Genomic DNA, 16,369 nt, shown 5'->3' on the forward strand with positions numbered 1-16,369 from the left:
TGAAATTTAATGTCTCGCGGCGGCACCATGCCATCGCCGCTTTGTGACGTCGGGCTCCGTCCGGCGCGATGTAGCATGCTGCGCTCAAACCCGATCGCCCCTCCCCGCGGGCCTTCAGAAGGATCATGATGTCCTCGCACCGGTTCATTCCCGTCGCCGCCGCGCTCGTCTCCATCATTGCGTTCACGGCCGGCGCTTCGGCGCAAACGACGTTCGCCTCCGAGCCCCCTGCCAGCTTCACCCTCCCCAACGGCCTGCAGGTCGTCGTGATCCAGGATCACCGCACCCCCGTGGTGACGCAGATGATCTGGTACAAGGTCGGCTCCGCCGACGAGACGCCCGGTAAATCAGGCCTCGCCCATTTCCTCGAGCATCTGATGTTCAAGGGCACCGAGAAGCATCCGGCCGGCGAGTTCTCCAAGACCGTGCTCAAGATCGGCGGCAACGAGAACGCCTTCACCTCGGTCGACTACACCGGCTACTTCCAGCGCGTGCCGCGCGACCAACTGCCCAAGATGATGGAGTTCGAGGCCGACCGCATGACCGGCCTCGTGCTGAAGGACGAGAACGTGCTGCCCGAGCGCGACGTCGTGCTCGAAGAATACAACATGCGCGTCGCCAACTCTCCGGAAGCCCGGCTCAACGAGCAGGTCATGGCGGCGCTCTACGTCAATCATCCCTATGGCCGCCCGGTGATCGGCTGGAAGCCGGAGATCGAAAAGCTCAGCCGCGAGGATGCGCTGGCATTCTATCGCCGCTTCTACGCGCCCAACAATGCGATCCTCATCATCGCCGGCGACACCGACGCCAAGGAAGTGCGTCCGCTGGTCGAGCAGACCTTCGCCAAGATCCCCGCGCAGGGCGACATTCCCGCGCACCGGCTCCGGCCGCAGGAGCCGCAGCCGGTGGCGCCGCGCACGGTCACGCTGGCCGACCCGCATGTCGAGCAGCCCTCGATGCGCCGCTTCTACCTGGTGCCGTCGGCGACGACGGCCGCGCCCGGTGAATCCGCTGCGCTCGACGTGCTGGCCCAGCTGATGGGCAACGGCAGCAACTCCTATCTCTACCGCGCGCTCGTCATCGACAAGTCGCTCGCGATCAGCGCCAGCGCGTCCTATCAGGGCACCTCGCTGGATCCGAGCCAGTTCTCGGTCGCGGCCGCGCCGAGACCCGGCGTGGAGTTCGCCCAGGTCGAGGCGGTGGTCGACAGCGTGATCGCCGAGCTGGCGCAGAACCCGGTTCGCGCCGAGGATCTCGAACGGGTCAAGACGCAGCTGATCGCGGAGGCGATCTACGCCCAGGACAACCAGGCCACGATGGCACGCTGGTATGGCGGCGGCCTCACCACGGGACTGAGCATCGAGGACATCCGGAGCTGGCCCGATCGCATTCGCGCCGTGACCGCCGAGCAGGTGCGCACAGCGGCGCAGAAGTGGCTCGACAAGAAGCGCTCCGTGACCGGCTATCTGATCAAGGACAATGCGGCCAAGCGCGAGGAGAAGCGGTCGTGATGAACACAATGACCTTCGCGCGCCGCTTCGCCTGCACGCTCGCCGTCGCTGCCGCAGCGCTCGCCGTCACGTCGGCTGCACAGGCCGCAACCAAGATCCAGCGCCTGGTCTCGCCCGGCGGCATCGAGGCCTGGTTCGTGCAGGACGCGACCGTGCCACTGATCGCGATGGAATACGCCTTCCAGGGCGGCGCCTCACAGGATCCGATTGGCAAGCCCGGCGTCGGCAATCTCGTCGCCGACCTGCTCGACGAAGGCTCCGGCGATCTCGACTCCAAGACCTTCCACGAGCGGCTCGACCGCCGCGCCATCGAGCTCAGCTTCCAGGTATCGCGCGATCAATTCCGCGGCTCGCTGCGCATGCTCCGCGACAACAAGGACGAGGCGTTCGAGCTGCTGCGCACCGCGCTGACCTCGCCGCATTTCGACAGCGCCGATGTCGAGCGCATCCGCTCGCAGGTGATCTCCGGCCTGCGCCGCGAGACCACCAACCCGAGCTCGCTGGCAGGCCGCAAGTTCCTCGAGCTCGCCTTCCCCAACCACCCCTACGGCCGTCCGTCCAACGGCACGCTGGACAGCGTGCCGACGATCACCGTCGACGATCTCAAGGACTACACCGGCCGCGTTCTCGCCAAGGACACGCTGAAGGTTGCCGTCGTCGGCGACGTCGATCCGGCGACGCTCGGCAAGCTGCTGGACCAGACCTTCGGCGCGCTGCCGGCGAAAGCGACCCTGACGCCGGTGCCTGACGTCATCGCCACCAAGCCGCCGCAGCGCGTCCTCGTCTCGCTCGACGTGCCGCAGACCGTCATCACCTTCGGCGGACCCGGCATCCGCCGCCACGACCCGAACTTCATGGCGGCCTATGTCGTCAACCACATCCTCGGCGGCGGCGGCCTGTCGTCGCGGCTCTACAAGGAGGTGCGCGAGAAGCGCGGCCTCGCCTACTCGGTCTATGACGCGCTGCTGTGGATGGATCACTCCGCGCTGTTCATCGGCAACACCGCCACCCGCTTCGACCGCGCCGGCGAGACCATCGCCGCGGTCGAGGGCGAGATCCGCCGCATGGCCGAGGAAGGCCCGACCCAGCAGGAGCTCGACGAGGCCAAGTCCTACATCAACGGCTCGCAGATGCTGGCGCTCGACACCTCCTCCAAGCTCGCCCAGGCGATGCTGCAATATCAACTCGACAAGATGCCGATCGACTACATCGAGAAGCGCAGCGAGATCGTCAAGGCCGTGACCCTGGACGACGCCAAGAAGGCGGCGAAGCAGCTCTGGAGCCAGGGCCTGCTGACGGCGGTCGTCGGCCGCACCCCGCAGGCCGCGGCCGAGCCAGTGCAGGCACCGGCGACGGCGCCGGTGACCAAGACGAACTGAGCGGGGCGCGGCGCTCGCGTCGCCCTGTTTTCAGCAATGCACAATGGCGATTAGTGACGTCGTCATGCCCGGGCTTGTCCCGGCCATCCACGTCTTTCCGGACCCTCGATGGACGTGGATGGCCGGGACAAGCCCGGCCATGACGAATGTTCGCGGCTGACGACCGCCGGAGCCACATCATCGGTGTCGTCCCGGCCTCGAGCCGGGACCCATACCCCCAGGGCGATGTTTGAGGCAGCTTGGTCATTGACACCTCCCGCCTCACGTCGGCTGCGGCGTATGGGTCCCGGGTCGGCGCCGTCAGCCACGCTTCGCGTCGCTGACGGCTTGCCCGGGACGACAGCGGAGGACCGCGCGTCGACTTCCGATAACAATAATTATCTTGCTATTTTTCGGAAATCATGTTCTTCTCCGCCATCCCGCCTCACTGCGGAGGGGCGTTGCGCGCGATCGTCACGACACGCGAGGCGGGGATGCGGTGGCCGCGAGAGGTCGCAGCGTCTTCTTGCGAGGACGCGGACGAACGATCGCTTGCGGACGTGAAGTCGCAGGGTCCTGACACCCCGACGCTGGTGTCACGTTCGCGACGGCGCTAACGCGCCGCGTGGATCATGGTGGCCAACAAGCCCGGCGCACCAGGGAGACTGCGTATAAGCGTGAAGACCACCGCGCGGGGAATGCCGGGATGTCTCGGCTGAACCTGTGGTACCTGCCGCCTGCATTTTTTTCGCAGGCGGGCCATGGGTGCGGCCAGCGCCCGGCATTCCCCGCACCCTCTGCACTTTCAAGAGGGACGAACTGATCGCAGACCTCGGGCATGAGATGCCGCGAGAACGCAGCGTCATGGCTGAGCTGATCGACACCTGCTGTTTGAGCCGTGAATCCGCCACCCCCACCGCTGTCGTCCCGGACAAGCGGCGACGCGCGCCAGCGCGGCGCTGCGCCGATCCGGGACCCACACTCCGCGGCCGACGTGATGCGGGAGGTGTCAACGACCAGCCTGCCTCAAACTTCTCCCTGGGGTTATGGATCCCGGCGTTCGCCGGGATGACAGTGGAGGGTTTCGCACCGGCCCCTGGCCAACCCGCGACGCAATGGTGCGAACCCGCGCACACCGGCCCTAAACCCGCTATGGTGCGCGAAAGCCTCGATTCCACCTGGTGCCCCATGCTGCGGATCTCCCGCGACCTTGCCATCGACGAGAACGACATCGAGATCTCGTTCGTCCGCGCCTCCGGACCCGGCGGCCAGAACGTCAACAAGCTGTCGACCTCGGCGCAGCTGCGCTTCGACACGACCCGGATCACGCTGCCCGAGGATGCCGCGGCACGGCTGGCGCGGCTGGCCGGCCAGCGGATGACCAAGAACGGCGTCATCGTGATCCAGGCCGAGCGCTTCCGCACCCAGGAGCGCAACAAGGCCGATGCGATCGACCGCCTGGTGGCGCTGTTGAAGGAGGCGATGATCAGGCCGAAGGTGCGGCGCCCGACCAAGCCGACCTTCGGCTCGAAGCAGCGCCGGCTCGAAGGCAAGAAGATCCGCAGCGACGTCAAAGCGGGACGCGGCGGGCGTCGCTTCGACGATTAGTTGGGCTGCATCACACCCACCGTCATTCCGGGGCAATCGTCGATGCGCCGCCGCGCATCGACGATTGAGCCCGGAATCCCGAGATGGGTGGGAATGAGCGCCAGCCAAACGCGCGATTCCGGGTTCAAGGCCTGCGGCCTTGCCCCGGAATGACGCTGGTGCTGAGGCAGAAGATAAGATCGCACCACGCCCGTCCCCACCACACCGCACGACGCCCCATGACGATGAGTCTGCATTGCTGACGCACCTTGCGCACCGCAAACACCTGCGCATGCTTTGTTCTCACTGAAACAGCCGGCTACTACCACGACGCTCCGACCGCGACCTACGCTCAGAAAAAATTGAGAGCGAGGACCAATGTCGGGACGGCGTGCGGCGCGATATGCGCCTCTTCTGTGCGGGTCATTCGTTGGCGCGGTGCTGAGCACCACGATCGCCTCGGCGCAGATGGCGCTGCCCGCACCCAAGCCGGCCGACGGCGCCACCCTGTTCAAGCAGCAATGCGGCGTCTGCCACACGCTGAGCAGCGGCGAACCGATGCGACAGGGACCGCCGCTATCGAAGATCGTCGGCCGCCGCGCCGGATCGATCGACGGCTTCCGCTATTCGGCCGGCTTCGCCAGGGCCGACTTCAGTTGGGACGAAGCCAAGCTCGACGCCTGGCTGACCAATCCGCAAGAGCTGATCCCCGGCGCCGTGATGGCCTATCGCCAGGCCAAGCCCGAATTGCGCGCCGCGATCATCACCTATTTGAAGGACAATTGAGATGGCAAAGCCCGTTCATTCCATGATCCGCGTGCTCGACGAGGCCAAGGCGCTCGACTTCTACACGCGCGCCTTTGGCTTGGAGATCGCCGACAACCTGCGCTTCGACGGCTTCGCGCTGATCTATCTGCGCCACCCGTCGTCGCCGTTCGAGGTCGAGCTGACCGTCAACTTCGACCGCAAGGAGCCCTACACGCTCGGCGACGGCTACGGCCATCTCGCTGTCGTGGTCGACGATCTCGATGCCGAGCATGCCCGCTTCGAGCGCGAGAACCTGGCACCAGGCCCGTTGCGCGATTTCAAGCACAATGGTGCGACACTCGCGCGCTTCTTCTTCGTCACCGATCCCGACGGCTACAAGATCGAGGTCATCCAGCGCGGCGGCCGCTTCGGATGAGCCGCTGACCACGAAAATACACCAAACAAAAAACCAACGGAGGATACCCATGAGAGAAGTCGATCGCCGCAACAAATACGACCGCCGCGTCTTTCTCAAGGGCGCGGCCTCGACCGTGCCGGCCGCAGCGGTGGCCTCCGCAACCGGCCTCGGCGTCACCGATGCCTGGGCCGAGGACGCCAAGGCGCTGACGCCGGCGACGCTGAAGACGCTGGTGAAGGTCGCACGCGACATCTACCCGCACGACTTCCTCGCCGACCGCTACTACATCACAGCGGTCAAGCCGTGGGACGGCAAGGCCGCGGAAGATACCGCCGTCAAGGCGATGATCAATGACGGCATCGCCCGGCTCGACCAGGACGCGAAGGACCGCCACAAGGTGCCGTATGCGCAGGTGCCGTGGGAGGTCGACCGCGTCGCGCTGCTCCAGGGCATCGAGCAGACCACCTTCTTCAAGACCATCCGCGGCGACCTCGTGGTCTCGCTCTACAATCAGAAGGAGCTCTGGCCGAAGTTCGGCTACGAGGGCTCCTCCGCCGAGCATGGCGGCTACATCAACCGTGGCTTCTCCGACATCGACTGGCTGCCAAAAGCCTGACGCCGGCGAACAACAGAAAACACGGAGGACACCACCATGGCAAAATTCGACCAGAACGATTCGAGCGTCGTCGTCATCATCGGCTCGGGGGCCGGCGGCGGCACCTTGGGCAACGAGCTTGCGCAGAAGGGCATCAAGGTCGTCATTCTCGAAGCCGGCAATCGCTACGAGATTCCCGACTTCATCAACGACGAATGGGAGAGCTTCACCCAGCTCGCCTGGACCGACATGCGCACCACGTCCGGCACCTGGCGGGTGGCAAAGGACTTTGCCAACCTGCCGGCCTGGATCGTGAAGGCGGTCGGCGGCTCCACCGTGCACTGGGCCGGCGCCTCGCTGCGCTTCGACGAGCACGAGTTCAAGGCGCGCACCACCTATGGCGGCGTGCCCGGCACGAGCCTGCTGGACTGGCCAGTGACCTTGGCCGAGATGGAGCCGTGGTACGCCAAGGCCGAGTTCAAGATGGGCGTGACCCGCACCAACGACATTCCCGGCCTGCCCGGCAACAACAATTTCAAGGTGCTCGAGGCCGGCGCCCGGAAGCTCGGCTACAAGACCGTGCACACCGGCAACATGGCGATCAACTCGCAGCCGCGCGACGGCCGCGGCGCCTGCCAGCAGATCGGCTTCTGCTTCCAGGGCTGCAAGTCCGGTGCGAAATGGTCGACCTTGTACACCGAGATCCCGAAGGGCGAGGCCACCGGCAATCTCGAGGTGCGGCCGGGCAGCATGGCGATCAAGATCGAGCATGACGCCTCGGGCAAGGTAACCGGCGTGGTCTATGCCGACAGCCAGGGCAAGATGCAGCTGCAGCAGGCCCGTATCGTCGCCGTCGCCGGCAACTCGATCGAGAGCCCGCGGCTGCTGCTCAACAGCGCCTCGAACATGTTCCCGGACGGCCTTGCCAACTCCTCCGGCCAGGTCGGGCGCAACTACATGCGGCACATGACCGGCAGCGTCTATGCGACGTTCGAGAACCCGGTGCACATGTATCGCGGCACCACGATGGCCGGCATCGTCCGCGACGAGGCGGCATTCAATCCGAAGCGCGGCTTCGTCGGCGGCTACGAGATGGAGACCTTGTCGCTCGGCCTGCCGTTCATGGCGGCGTTCCTCAATCCCGGCGCCTGGGGCCGCAGCTTCACCGCCGCGATGGAGACCTATTCGCGCATGGCCGGCATGTGGCTGGTCGGCGAGGACATGCCGCAGGAGACCAACCGCATCACGCTCGATCCGGCCGCCAAGGACAAGTTCGGCATGCCGGTGGCGTCAGTGCATTTCGACGATCATCCCAACGACGTCGCGATGCGCGCCCACGCCTACAAGCAGGGCTCGGCGATCTACGAGGCGGTCGGCGCCACCGTGACCTATCCGACCACGCCCTACCCCTCGACGCACAATCTCGGCACCAACCGGATGAGCGAGAAGGCCAAGGACGGCGTCGTCAACAAATTCGGCCAGACCCACGACATCAAGAACCTGTTCGTCTCCGACGGCAGCCAGTTCACCACGGGCGCGGCGTGCAATCCCACGCTGACGATCGTCGCGCTGGCGATCCGCCAGGCCGACTACATTGCGGGAGCGATGCAGAAGAAGGAGATCTGAGGGACAAGGTCGTGCGATGGGGCACACTTGGCGCTCCACACTCGGTCAGCGCCTCCCCCGCCTGCGGGGGAGGTCGCATCGCATCAAAGATGCGATGCGGGTGGGGGAACGCTCCGGCGGGACTACTGATGTGGCGCCCCCACCCCGCCCTCCCCCGCAGGCGGGGGAGGGAGACGAGAGAGCCGGCGTGCGGCTACTCCGCCGCGTCCATGATCGCGGCCGCGGGAAAATCCGGCAGCGTGGCGGTCGCCTTGGCCCGGTAGATCAGACAGGAGCACCTCAACAGCGACGCAAAATTCTTCACCTCGCCGTGATGATCGAGCACCTCGGCGTAGAGCGTGGTCACGAACTTGGCGAGGCTCATGCCCTCCTTGGCGGCGATCTCCTCGAGCGTGTCCCAGAACGCCATTTCGAGCCGGATCGAGGTGCTATGGCCGCCGATCCGCAACGAGCGGGTCTGCGATGCATAGTCGCGCTGAGGCTGGTGTGCGAACAGATGGCACATGGGCTTCCTCCGGCTGATCGTTATTTTTGCGAAACGATATACTGGCCCCGCCCGCCTCACAATCCCGTTGGAGAACGCCGCATTCGTCTGCCGCACTGCGTGAAAAACGCTATTCTCCCGGCAACACAAGTGGCGCCGCGACAGCGGCGTCGCATCAACGCTCCGAGCCGCACCATGCCCGTCCGCCAGCTTCCCGAACAGATCGTCAACCGCATCGCCGCCGGCGAGGTGGTCGAGCGGCCGGCGAGCGTGGTCAAGGAGCTGGTCGAGAATGCGATCGATGCCGGCGCGAGCCGCATCGACATCTTCACCGATGGCGGCGGCCGGCGAAAGATCGCGATCACCGACGACGGTGGCGGTATGACTGCGGCCGATCTTGCGCTCGCGGTCGAGCGCCACGCGACCTCGAAGCTCGACGACGAGGACCTGCTGCAGATCCGCACCCTCGGGTTCCGCGGCGAGGCGCTGCCCTCGATCGGCTCGGTGGCACGGCTGTCGATCACGACGCGGCACAAGAGCGAGCCGCATGCCTGGGCGCTCGCGGTCGATTGCGGCGACAAGTCTCCGATCGTGCCGGCCGCGCTCAACCAGGGCACCCGCGTCGAGGTCGCCGATCTGTTCCACGCCACGCCGGCCCGGCTGAAGTTCCTCAAGACCGACCGCACCGAGGCCGAGGCGATCCGCGAGGTGGTGCGGCGGCTGGCGATGGCGCGGCCCGATATTGCGTTTACGCTGGCCGGCGAGGAGCGCGCGCCGGTGACCTGGGCGGCCGCGCTGCCCGGCGCGCCGGGCCAGCTGACGCGGCTTGGCGACATTCTCGGCGCCGACTTCCGTAGCCATGCGATCGCCGTGCGCAGTGAGCGCGATCATGTGATGATCGAAGGCTTCGCCGCGGCGCCGGCGCTGACGCGGGCCAATGCGCTCGGACAGTATCTGTTCGTCAACGGCCGGCCGGTACGCGACAAGCTGATCCTCGGCGCGGTGCGCGCAGCCTATGCCGACTATCTGCCGCGCGACCGCCATCCCGTGGTGGCGCTGTTCGTGACGCTCGACCCGCGCGAGGTTGACGCCAACGTCCATCCGGCCAAGACCGAGGTGCGCTTCCGCAATGCCGGCCTCGTGCGCGCGCTGATCATTCACGCGCTGAAGGAAGGCCTCGCCCGCGAGGGCCGCCGCACCGCAGCCAATGACGGTGGCGCGACCATCGCCGCGTTCCGCCCGGCCTTCGCGCCGCCGCGGCCTGCCAATTGGGATTGGCAACGCTCGCCGTCGGCGCCCGTGATGCCGCACTTCGGCGGCTCGTTCCCATCAGCCGCGCCCTCGCCCGCTGCCACATCATTTGGTCTCGCCGAGTCGACGCAGTCCGCATTCGACGTCGGCACGCCGCGCGCCGATCTGCGGCTGCACGAGCAGCCGGCCGCGCCCGACCTGCTCGACCGCCCGCTCGGCGCCGCGCGTACGCAGATCCACGACACCTACATCGTGGCGCAGACCCGCGACGGCCTTGTCATCGTCGACCAGCACGCCGCGCATGAGCGCATCGTCTATGAGCGATTGAAGGCCTCGCTCGCCGCGCATGGCGTGCAGCGGCAGATCCTGTTGATCCCCGACATCGTGGAGCTCGATGAAGCCATAGTCGAGGCGCTGCTCGCGCGCTCCGATGAGCTCGCCTCATTCGGGCTCGCGATTGAATCCTTCGGCCCCGGCGCAGTCGCCGTGCGCGAGACACCGTCGCTGCTCGGCAAGATCAATGCATCCGCGCTGCTGCGCGATCTCGCCGAGCACATGGAGGAATGGGGCGAGGCGCTGCCGCTCGAGCGCCGCCTGATGCACGTCGCCGCCACCATGGCCTGCCACGGCTCCGTCCGCGCCGGCCGCCGCCTCAAGCCGGAGGAAATGAACGCGCTGCTCCGCGAGATGGAGGACACGCCCAACTCCGGCCAATGCAACCACGGCCGCCCGACCTATGTCGAGCTCAAGCTCGCCGACGTCGAGAAGCTGTTCGGGAGGAGATAGCGGCCACGAATTGGAGCACGACGAGAGCGACAAACTGGCTGTCGTCCCGGGCAAGCCACCGGCAACGCGCAGCGTTGTCCGGCGGCACCGACCCGGGACCCATACGCCGCAGCAGAAGTGATGTGCGAGTACGCCGTCGCGAGCGTCGCGCGTCCCAACCCGATCCCGTGGTTATGAGCCCCTGCGTTCGCAGGGGCGACAGTGAGCAAGGATCACGCGCTGCGCAAAAATACGAACTCGGTGTCGTCATAGGCGCGGCGTTCGAGTTCGCTGAAGCCTTCAGGCACCTTGAACGCGGCCTTGGCTTCCTCGACGACCAGCAGCGCCGATGGCGTCAGCCAGCCGCCGTCGCGCAACGAGGCCAGCGCCTTCTCGGCCAGACCCTTGCCATAGGGCGGGTCGAGGAACACCAGCGAGAACGGCTCGACCGGATGCGCAGGACCGAGATCGGTGGCATCGCGGCGGTAGACCTTGGTGACACCGCCGAGGCCGAGCGCCTCGACATTGTTGCGCAGCAGCGCCCGCGCCTCGGCGCCGTTGTCGACGAACAGCGTGAACGCCGCGCCGCGCGACACAGCCTCGATGCCGAGCGCGCCGGTGCCGGCGAACAGGTCGAGCACCCGCGCGCCCTCGATCGGATCGTCATAGGCGTGGACGAGGATGTTGAACAGCGCCTCGCGCAGCCGATCCTGCGTCGGCCGAATCTCGCGCGACGCAGGCGAAGCGATGTTGCGGCCTCTCAGCCGTCCACCGACGACACGCATCGCAACGCCCTACTCGTCCTGCGGCGTGATATCGCGCTTGCCGTGATAGCCGCGCTTCGGCCGCCGTGGCGGGCCAGAAAAGCGCGCCTCGGCCTCGTGGCGCTCGCGCGCCTCGTCGCTGCCGGTACGCTGGACCAGCACGCGGCGGCCCTTGCGATCGGCGACCACCTCGCGCTTCGGCTTGGGCTTCGGATCCGGCAACGGCTCGCGATTGCCCTTGCCGGCTGGACCGAGATCGGCGCCCGATTGCGCGATGACCTTCTCGCCGAGCTGCTCGCGCAGAACTCGCGTCTTGACCTCCTGCACCTCGCCCTCGGGCAGCTCCAAAAGCTGGAACGGACCGTAGGAGACGCGGATCAGGCGGTTCACCTCGAGGCCGAGATGGGCGAGCACGTTGCGCACCTCGCGGTTCTTGCCCTCGCGGATCGCAACCACGAGCCAGACGTTCGCACCCTGGTCGCGTTCGAGCGTGGCTTCGATCGGTCCGTATTTGACGCCGTCGACCTCGACGCCTGCGGCGAGCTGATCGAGCTGCGCCTGCGTGATCTCGCCATGGGCGCGAACGCGATAGCGCCGCGTCCAGCCGGTGTCCGGCAATTCGAGCACGCGCGCCAGGCCGCCGTCGTTGGTGAGCAGCAGCAGGCCCTCGGTGTTGAAGTCGAGCCGGCCGATCGAGATCAGCCGCGGCAGGCCCTCGGGCAGATTGTCGAATACCGTCGGTCGCCCCTCCGGGTCGCTGTGCGTCGTCATCAGCCCGCGCGGCTTGTGATAGAGGAACAGCCGGGTGCGCTCGCGCTCCGGCAGCGGCGCGCCGTCGACCTGGATGACGTCGTTCTCGGTGACGTCGAGCGCCGGCGAGTTGATGATGCGGCCATTCACCGTCACGCGGCCCTGCGTGACCATCTCCTCGGCGTCGCGCCGCGAGGCCAGCCCTGCGCGCGCCAGCACCTTGGCGATGCGCTCGCCCGCCTTCTTCGGCGCGGCCGGCTCGGCCGCGACGCGGGGGCTGCGCTTGTCCGTCTCCGGCTTGCGCTCGCGATAGGCGCCGCGGCCGCCGAACGCCGGGCGCTTGGCGAAGACCTTGCTGTCGTCCTCGTTGTCGCGGCGCGGCCGCTCGGAGAAGCCTTCGCCGCCGCGGCGCTCGCTGCGCGGATGCTCCTGCCAATCGGTGCGGCCCTCAGGACGGCGACGCGGCTTGTCGAAGCCGCGGTCGTCGCCGCGATCACGCGGACGATCGAATTTCGGCCTGTCGAACTTCGGCTTGTCGAACTTGGGACGATCCTCACGGCTGCGCTCGGTGCGCGGCCGGTCAAAGCTGCGCCCGCCTTCTCGCGACGGACGCGCACTGCGCTCCGGACGATCTCCCTCCGCGCCGCGCTTCTGCCACGGCTTGCTCTCGCCACGGGCCGGACGATCGCCAAATTCCTTGCGCGGACCACGCGGTCCGGCCCCGAACTTGCGTTCGCCACGATCGCCATCAGCACCGCGGGAAAACTTCCTTTCGCCGCCGAACTTGCGCTCCGGCCGATCGCCGCTGCGCGACGGACGGTCGCCAAAGCTGCGCTCCGCCCGCGGCCGGTCGCTGCGATCGCGGGCGCCTTCGCCGCGCGGCGTATAGGGCCGCTTGTCACCGTCACGCTCGCGCGCGGCGTAGGGCTTGCGCTCGCCGAACTTGCGCTCGGACGATCGCCCGGCAGGACGAGCCTCGTCGCGACCAGTGCGCGGCGTATAGGGACGCTTCTCGCCGCCCCGCTCGTCCCGATCGAATTTGGGCCGGTCACCCCGCGGCTTGAAGGCGCGCTTCTCGCCATCGCCGTCCCGCGCCGGGCGAGCGGCATAGGGCCGATCGCCACGCGGCCGCTCATCGCGGTTGAACCGTGGCTTGTCGCCAAAGGATTTGCGCGGCGCATCGCCCTCGTCGCGGCGGCGCGGCGCGCGGCCCTCGTCGAAGGCGCGCTTGCCCCGGCCACCCGCTTCCTTGTCGCCGAAACCGCGCTTGGCGAACTTCTTCTCCGGCCCGCGTGCGGCGCCCGAGCGTCCCTTGCCGCCCTCGGACCGCCCCCGCGGGGCGCCGCCGCGGCGGCCGCGGGAATCGTTGTCTTTGTCGGTGGTGCGGGGCATGAAGGTCTCACTTCGAGGTGCAGGACGAGGAGTGAACCGCGCGCTTCTGAAGCAGCGCATGTCACGCAGGAAATCGGGGTCCGGTTGTGCTGAAGGGCGATCCAGTAGCAGACTTGGGCGGGCGTGACGAGCCATGAACAGCCCTTCTTTCATGGATTTGGCGCTGAAAGCGGCCGAATCGGCCGCACTTTCCGGCGAGGTGCCGATCGGCTGCGTCGTGGTGCGGAACAACGCGGTGATCGCCACCGCCGCCAACCGCACTTTGACCGACCGCGACCCGACCGCGCATGCCGAGATCCTGGCACTGCGGCAGGCGGCCCAGGTCGTCGGCAGCGAGCGGCTGGTCGAGTGCGACCTCTACGTCACGCTCGAGCCGTGCACGATGTGCGCCGGCGCGATCTCCTTCGCGCGCATCCGACGGCTGTATTACGGGGCCGCCGATCCGAAGGGCGGCGCGGTCGAGTCGGGCGTGCGCTTCTTCACTGCGCCGACCTGCCATCACGCGCCGGAGGTCTATTCGGCCGTGGGCGAGCAACAGGCGGCGCGGATGCTCAAGGAGTTCTTCAAGGCGCGGCGATGAGGCTCGGTCAGCCTATGCAGCCGTCTCGTTGCGCAGCGCGCGAAAGCTCATGCGAACAGGGAGGCTGGAGACGCCGCTCATGAAGGGCGACCGCACCCGGCGCACCCGCCCGGCCAGTTCGATCCGCTCGGTCCGGCGCAGCAGCTCCGCAAATAGCGCCCGCATCTGCATCCGCGCCAACTGCAATCCCATGCAGATGTGCGGGCCACGGCCGAAGGCGATGTGCGGGTTCGGACTGCGATCGATCCGGAACGCGCCGGCATCCTCGAACACGGCCTCGTCGCGGTTCGCCGAATGGAAGAACAAGGCCAGCGCATCGCCTTCGCGAATGCGCTGCCCCGCGACCTCGGTGTCGCGGACCGCGGTGCGCATGAAGTGCCGCACCGGCGAGGTCCAGCGCAGCATTTCCTCGATCGCCGGATCGAGCAGCTCCGGCTCGGCCCGCAGCCGCACCATCTGCTCGGGCACTGCAAGCAGCGCCGCCAGGCCGCCGGCCAATGCGAGCGCCGTCGTATCGTGGCCCGCCGTGACCAGCAGGATGAAGTAGGAGATCAGCTCGTAATGCGGCATCGCTGCGCCATGCGGCGCGGCATGCGCAATCAGGCTGGCGAGATCGTCGCGCGGCTGGGCGCGCCGATCGGCCACGACGGCTTCGAAATAATCGCGCAGCGCCAGCATGGCCATCCGCATCGTATCGCCCGGCGACTCGGCCAGACGGCGCTTCGGATCCTCGGCGCCCACGAAGGCCTGGGCCAGCCACGCAAGCCGGGCATCGTCGGCCTCCGGCGTGCCCAGCATGCGGCCGATCACCCGGAAGGTGAAGGGCAGCGCCACGTCAACAGCGAAATCGCATGCGTCCCCGTGCGCAGCAACCCGGTCGACGATCTCGGCTGCCCATTGTGCCAGCCAGGTTTCCATCGCGCGCAAGGCCGGCGGCGCGAAGGCGCCCTGGATGATGCCGCGATAAACGCCATGATCCGGCGGATCCATCTCGGTCAGGCCGCGCACGAGTTGCGGCTTGCCGGTGACACGCTGCAGCACGGCCTCGGCGGTCTCGCTGGCAAGATAAGTGCGCGGGCCCGCGGCAAACTCATTGCTCCGTGTCTCGATCGAAACGATGTCGGCGTAGCGCGTGACAGCCCAGAACGGACGCACGCCGGGGCGTTCGACCCAATGCAGCGGCGCGCGCTGGCGCAGCAGCGCGCAGGCGCGTTCCAGCCGCGTTGGATCAGCGTGACCTCGCGAGGAGATCAGCACGTCCACAGCGCGCTCGATGGCGGCGCTGCGGCGATCTGTCCGCGAGGATAGCGACGGAACAGCCGACATCAGTGCGAGGGCCCCGCTTGCGACGGCGCGGCATGAGGCAAGCGGCGCACCAGGAGCGTGAACTCCTTCATGCCGTAGTTGCCGATGACCTCGACGGCCGCCGCAAACTCCTGCTCGCAGTGGGTGGCCCAAACGTCCGGCGTCGTGCGATACAGGCGCGCCTTGGCAGGATCGCCTTCCTGCTCCTCGTCCGCGGCAGCTCGCATGAAATTGACGGCAAAGCCGCGCCGGCTGGTCGCGAACATGCGCTGCAACATGGCCTTGATGTAGCCTTCCCAGGCGTCGCGCGAATAGCCGACATTGACATTCATGATGCCGGAGGCGACCGAATAGTCGGCGATGCGCGGGCTCTCCGAAGCGACGACGAAGCGCCGCAAGGGGGCGGCGAAGCGGCGCCGCGCCCGGCTGATCATGGCGCGGGACAGGTCGATGCCGAGATAGTCAATCTCACAGGACGCAAATCGCGATTCAAGAAACGGCACCAGCGCGCCATAACCGCAGCCGATGTCATTGAGGCTGAACGGCGCCGACACATCGCACAGCTTCATCAATTGCACGAAGCGCAGGCCCTGCGTCGCCTCGCAGGACCAGTCCACTCCGCGCGGCGTCGCGCCATGACGCGCGACGCATGCGGTGTAGTAGGCGTCGACGTCGGAGGAGATGTCATCGAGCGACAGATGATCGGCCCCGACGACGCTGCCCGCCCTCACGGTCATTTCTTGCGTTTCTCGACCCGCCTTGTGCGGGCGGTCTCAGCCGCCTGCTTGCGTGCTTCACGACCGGGCGTCGTCGGAATCGAGATGATGACGTGCGTGTCGAGAGAAAAAACGATCGGACGACCTTCGGACACAGTTACCCGCGGATCGTCAGCCGCGGAATGACAGACGATCGAGACGGGGAGCGGCTTTTCGGATTCGAGGTCATCCTTGAACGCCTGGATCACTCGATCATGCCCGTTAACATTGGCGAGGTCCGACGGATAAGTCTTGAGAAACTCGAGAAACTTGTACCAGCGCCGCCGCTCGGACCAATCGGCAGGCACGATTCCGAGCAAAGCAAAGGACTGCTGTAGACCATGCTTCAGCGAGAAGACCCCGAACTCCCGTTGTAGCTCAACCATTTCGGGCAAAGCATCAGCATCGAACCGTTTGTTGAGCTGCACGATAATATCAAGGGTCGTACTATCTTTAATCATTACCCCCATCGTAACCCCCA

General features: G+C 67.0%; 15 protein-coding genes. 9 read left to right on the forward strand and 6 right to left on the reverse strand.

Annotation, left to right across the window (positions count from 1 at the left end):
• The first annotated feature begins 125 nt into the window (after positions 1-125).
• The 7 genes from QX126_RS02050 (at position 126) to QX126_RS02080 (ending at position 7,842) form a co-directional block, all read left to right on the forward strand.
• Positions 126-1,511 (forward strand): pitrilysin family protein, encoded by a 1,386-nt coding sequence (locus tag QX126_RS02050; protein ID WP_315779026.1) that lies wholly within the window; start codon positions 126-128, stop codon positions 1,509-1,511.
• Positions 1,511-2,890: a pitrilysin family protein gene (locus tag QX126_RS02055; protein WP_315779028.1), complete on the forward strand. Its 1,380-nt coding sequence runs from the start codon at positions 1,511-1,513 to the stop codon at positions 2,888-2,890. Before QX126_RS02050 ends, QX126_RS02055 begins: the two co-directional genes overlap by 1 nt.
• A 1,167-nt stretch (positions 2,891-4,057) precedes the next feature.
• Positions 4,058-4,477, forward strand: coding sequence for an alternative ribosome rescue aminoacyl-tRNA hydrolase ArfB (arfB, locus tag QX126_RS02060; RefSeq protein ID WP_315736589.1), 420 nt, complete (start codon positions 4,058-4,060; stop codon positions 4,475-4,477).
• Between the two features lie 447 nt (positions 4,478-4,924).
• On the forward strand, positions 4,925-5,242 hold the full coding sequence (locus tag QX126_RS02065; RefSeq protein ID WP_315779378.1) for a c-type cytochrome: 318 nt from the start codon (positions 4,925-4,927) through the stop codon (positions 5,240-5,242).
• Between the two features lies 1 nt (position 5,243).
• Positions 5,244-5,639, forward strand: a complete 396-nt coding sequence (locus QX126_RS02070; RefSeq protein ID WP_315754721.1) for a VOC family protein — start codon at positions 5,244-5,246, stop codon at positions 5,637-5,639.
• Between the two features lie 49 nt (positions 5,640-5,688).
• The gene (locus tag QX126_RS02075; protein WP_315779030.1) at positions 5,689-6,237 is read left to right on the forward strand and encodes a gluconate 2-dehydrogenase subunit 3 family protein; all 549 of its coding nucleotides are present in this window, start codon (positions 5,689-5,691) and stop codon (positions 6,235-6,237) included.
• Positions 6,238-6,273: 36 nt separating this feature from the next.
• On the forward strand, positions 6,274-7,842 hold the full coding sequence (locus QX126_RS02080) for a GMC family oxidoreductase (protein ID WP_315779032.1): 1,569 nt from the start codon (positions 6,274-6,276) through the stop codon (positions 7,840-7,842).
• 193 nt (positions 7,843-8,035) lie between these two features.
• Here the strand turns inward: QX126_RS02080 and QX126_RS02085 are convergent, their stop codons facing one another.
• Entirely contained in the window at positions 8,036-8,347 is a 312-nt protein-coding gene (locus QX126_RS02085) for a ribbon-helix-helix domain-containing protein (protein ID WP_315779033.1), read from the reverse strand.
• 174 nt (positions 8,348-8,521) lie between these two features.
• Here QX126_RS02085 and mutL point away from each other — a divergent pair, with 174 nt between their 5' ends.
• Positions 8,522-10,363: a DNA mismatch repair endonuclease MutL gene (gene mutL / locus QX126_RS02090; protein ID WP_315779035.1), complete on the forward strand. Its 1,842-nt coding sequence runs from the start codon at positions 8,522-8,524 to the stop codon at positions 10,361-10,363.
• Between the two features lie 212 nt (positions 10,364-10,575).
• Here mutL and rsmD read toward each other — a convergent pair whose 3' ends face one another.
• Entirely contained in the window at positions 10,576-11,127 is a 552-nt protein-coding gene (gene rsmD, locus QX126_RS02095; protein ID WP_315779037.1) for a 16S rRNA (guanine(966)-N(2))-methyltransferase RsmD, read from the reverse strand.
• A gap of 9 nt (positions 11,128-11,136) precedes the next feature.
• Positions 11,137-13,248 carry a pseudouridine synthase gene (locus tag QX126_RS02100; protein WP_315779039.1) on the reverse strand — a complete coding sequence of 704 codons (2,112 nt, stop codon included), beginning with the start codon at positions 13,246-13,248 and terminating at the stop codon, positions 11,137-11,139.
• 133 nt (positions 13,249-13,381) lie between these two features.
• On the opposite strand from QX126_RS02100, the gene QX126_RS02105 reads away from it, so the two are divergent.
• Entirely contained in the window at positions 13,382-13,828 is a 447-nt protein-coding gene (locus QX126_RS02105) for a nucleoside deaminase (protein WP_315779040.1), read from the forward strand.
• 12 nt (positions 13,829-13,840) lie between these two features.
• Here QX126_RS02105 and QX126_RS02110 read toward each other — a convergent pair whose 3' ends face one another.
• The 3 genes from QX126_RS02110 to QX126_RS02120 are packed head-to-tail and all read right to left on the reverse strand — an operon-like array spanning position 13,841 to position 16,349.
• Positions 13,841-15,154, reverse strand: coding sequence for a cytochrome P450 (locus tag QX126_RS02110; RefSeq protein ID WP_315779042.1), 1,314 nt, complete (start codon positions 15,152-15,154; stop codon positions 13,841-13,843).
• Entirely contained in the window at positions 15,154-15,870 is a 717-nt protein-coding gene (locus QX126_RS02115) for a class I SAM-dependent methyltransferase (protein ID WP_315779044.1), read from the reverse strand. The genes QX126_RS02110 and QX126_RS02115 overlap by 1 nt, the downstream gene beginning before the upstream one ends.
• Positions 15,867-16,349, reverse strand: a complete 483-nt coding sequence (locus tag QX126_RS02120; protein WP_315779046.1) for a hypothetical protein — start codon at positions 16,347-16,349, stop codon at positions 15,867-15,869. The genes QX126_RS02115 and QX126_RS02120 overlap by 4 nt, the downstream gene beginning before the upstream one ends.
• Between the last annotated feature and the right edge of the window lie 20 nt (positions 16,350-16,369).

It is taken from the genome of Bradyrhizobium sp. SZCCHNPS1003 (assembly GCF_032381555.1).
Taxonomy (GTDB): domain Bacteria; phylum Pseudomonadota; class Alphaproteobacteria; order Rhizobiales; family Xanthobacteraceae; genus Bradyrhizobium.

Coding starts and splice junctions, on each gene's coding strand:
- mutL (WP_315779035.1), top strand. CDS start 8,522: ATGCCCGTCCGCCAGCTTCCCGAACAGATCGTCAACCGCATCGCCGCC.
- QX126_RS02110 (WP_315779042.1), bottom strand. CDS start 15,154: ATGTCGGCTGTTCCGTCGCTATCCTCGCGGACAGATCGCCGCAGCGCC.
- QX126_RS02050 (WP_315779026.1), top strand. CDS start 126: ATGATGTCCTCGCACCGGTTCATTCCCGTCGCCGCCGCGCTCGTCTCC.
- QX126_RS02055 (WP_315779028.1), top strand. CDS start 1,511: ATGAACACAATGACCTTCGCGCGCCGCTTCGCCTGCACGCTCGCCGTC.
- arfB (WP_315736589.1), top strand. CDS start 4,058: ATGCTGCGGATCTCCCGCGACCTTGCCATCGACGAGAACGACATCGAG.
- QX126_RS02120 (WP_315779046.1), bottom strand. CDS start 16,349: ATGATTAAAGATAGTACGACCCTTGATATTATCGTGCAGCTCAACAAA.
- QX126_RS02065 (WP_315779378.1), top strand. CDS start 4,925: ATGGCGCTGCCCGCACCCAAGCCGGCCGACGGCGCCACCCTGTTCAAG.
- QX126_RS02085 (WP_315779033.1), bottom strand. CDS start 8,347: ATGTGCCATCTGTTCGCACACCAGCCTCAGCGCGACTATGCATCGCAG.
- QX126_RS02075 (WP_315779030.1), top strand. CDS start 5,689: ATGAGAGAAGTCGATCGCCGCAACAAATACGACCGCCGCGTCTTTCTC.
- QX126_RS02070 (WP_315754721.1), top strand. CDS start 5,244: ATGGCAAAGCCCGTTCATTCCATGATCCGCGTGCTCGACGAGGCCAAG.
- QX126_RS02105 (WP_315779040.1), top strand. CDS start 13,382: ATGAACAGCCCTTCTTTCATGGATTTGGCGCTGAAAGCGGCCGAATCG.
- QX126_RS02080 (WP_315779032.1), top strand. CDS start 6,274: ATGGCAAAATTCGACCAGAACGATTCGAGCGTCGTCGTCATCATCGGC.
- rsmD (WP_315779037.1), bottom strand. CDS start 11,127: ATGCGTGTCGTCGGTGGACGGCTGAGAGGCCGCAACATCGCTTCGCCT.
- QX126_RS02115 (WP_315779044.1), bottom strand. CDS start 15,870: ATGACCGTGAGGGCGGGCAGCGTCGTCGGGGCCGATCATCTGTCGCTC.
- QX126_RS02100 (WP_315779039.1), bottom strand. CDS start 13,248: ATGCCCCGCACCACCGACAAAGACAACGATTCCCGCGGCCGCCGCGGC.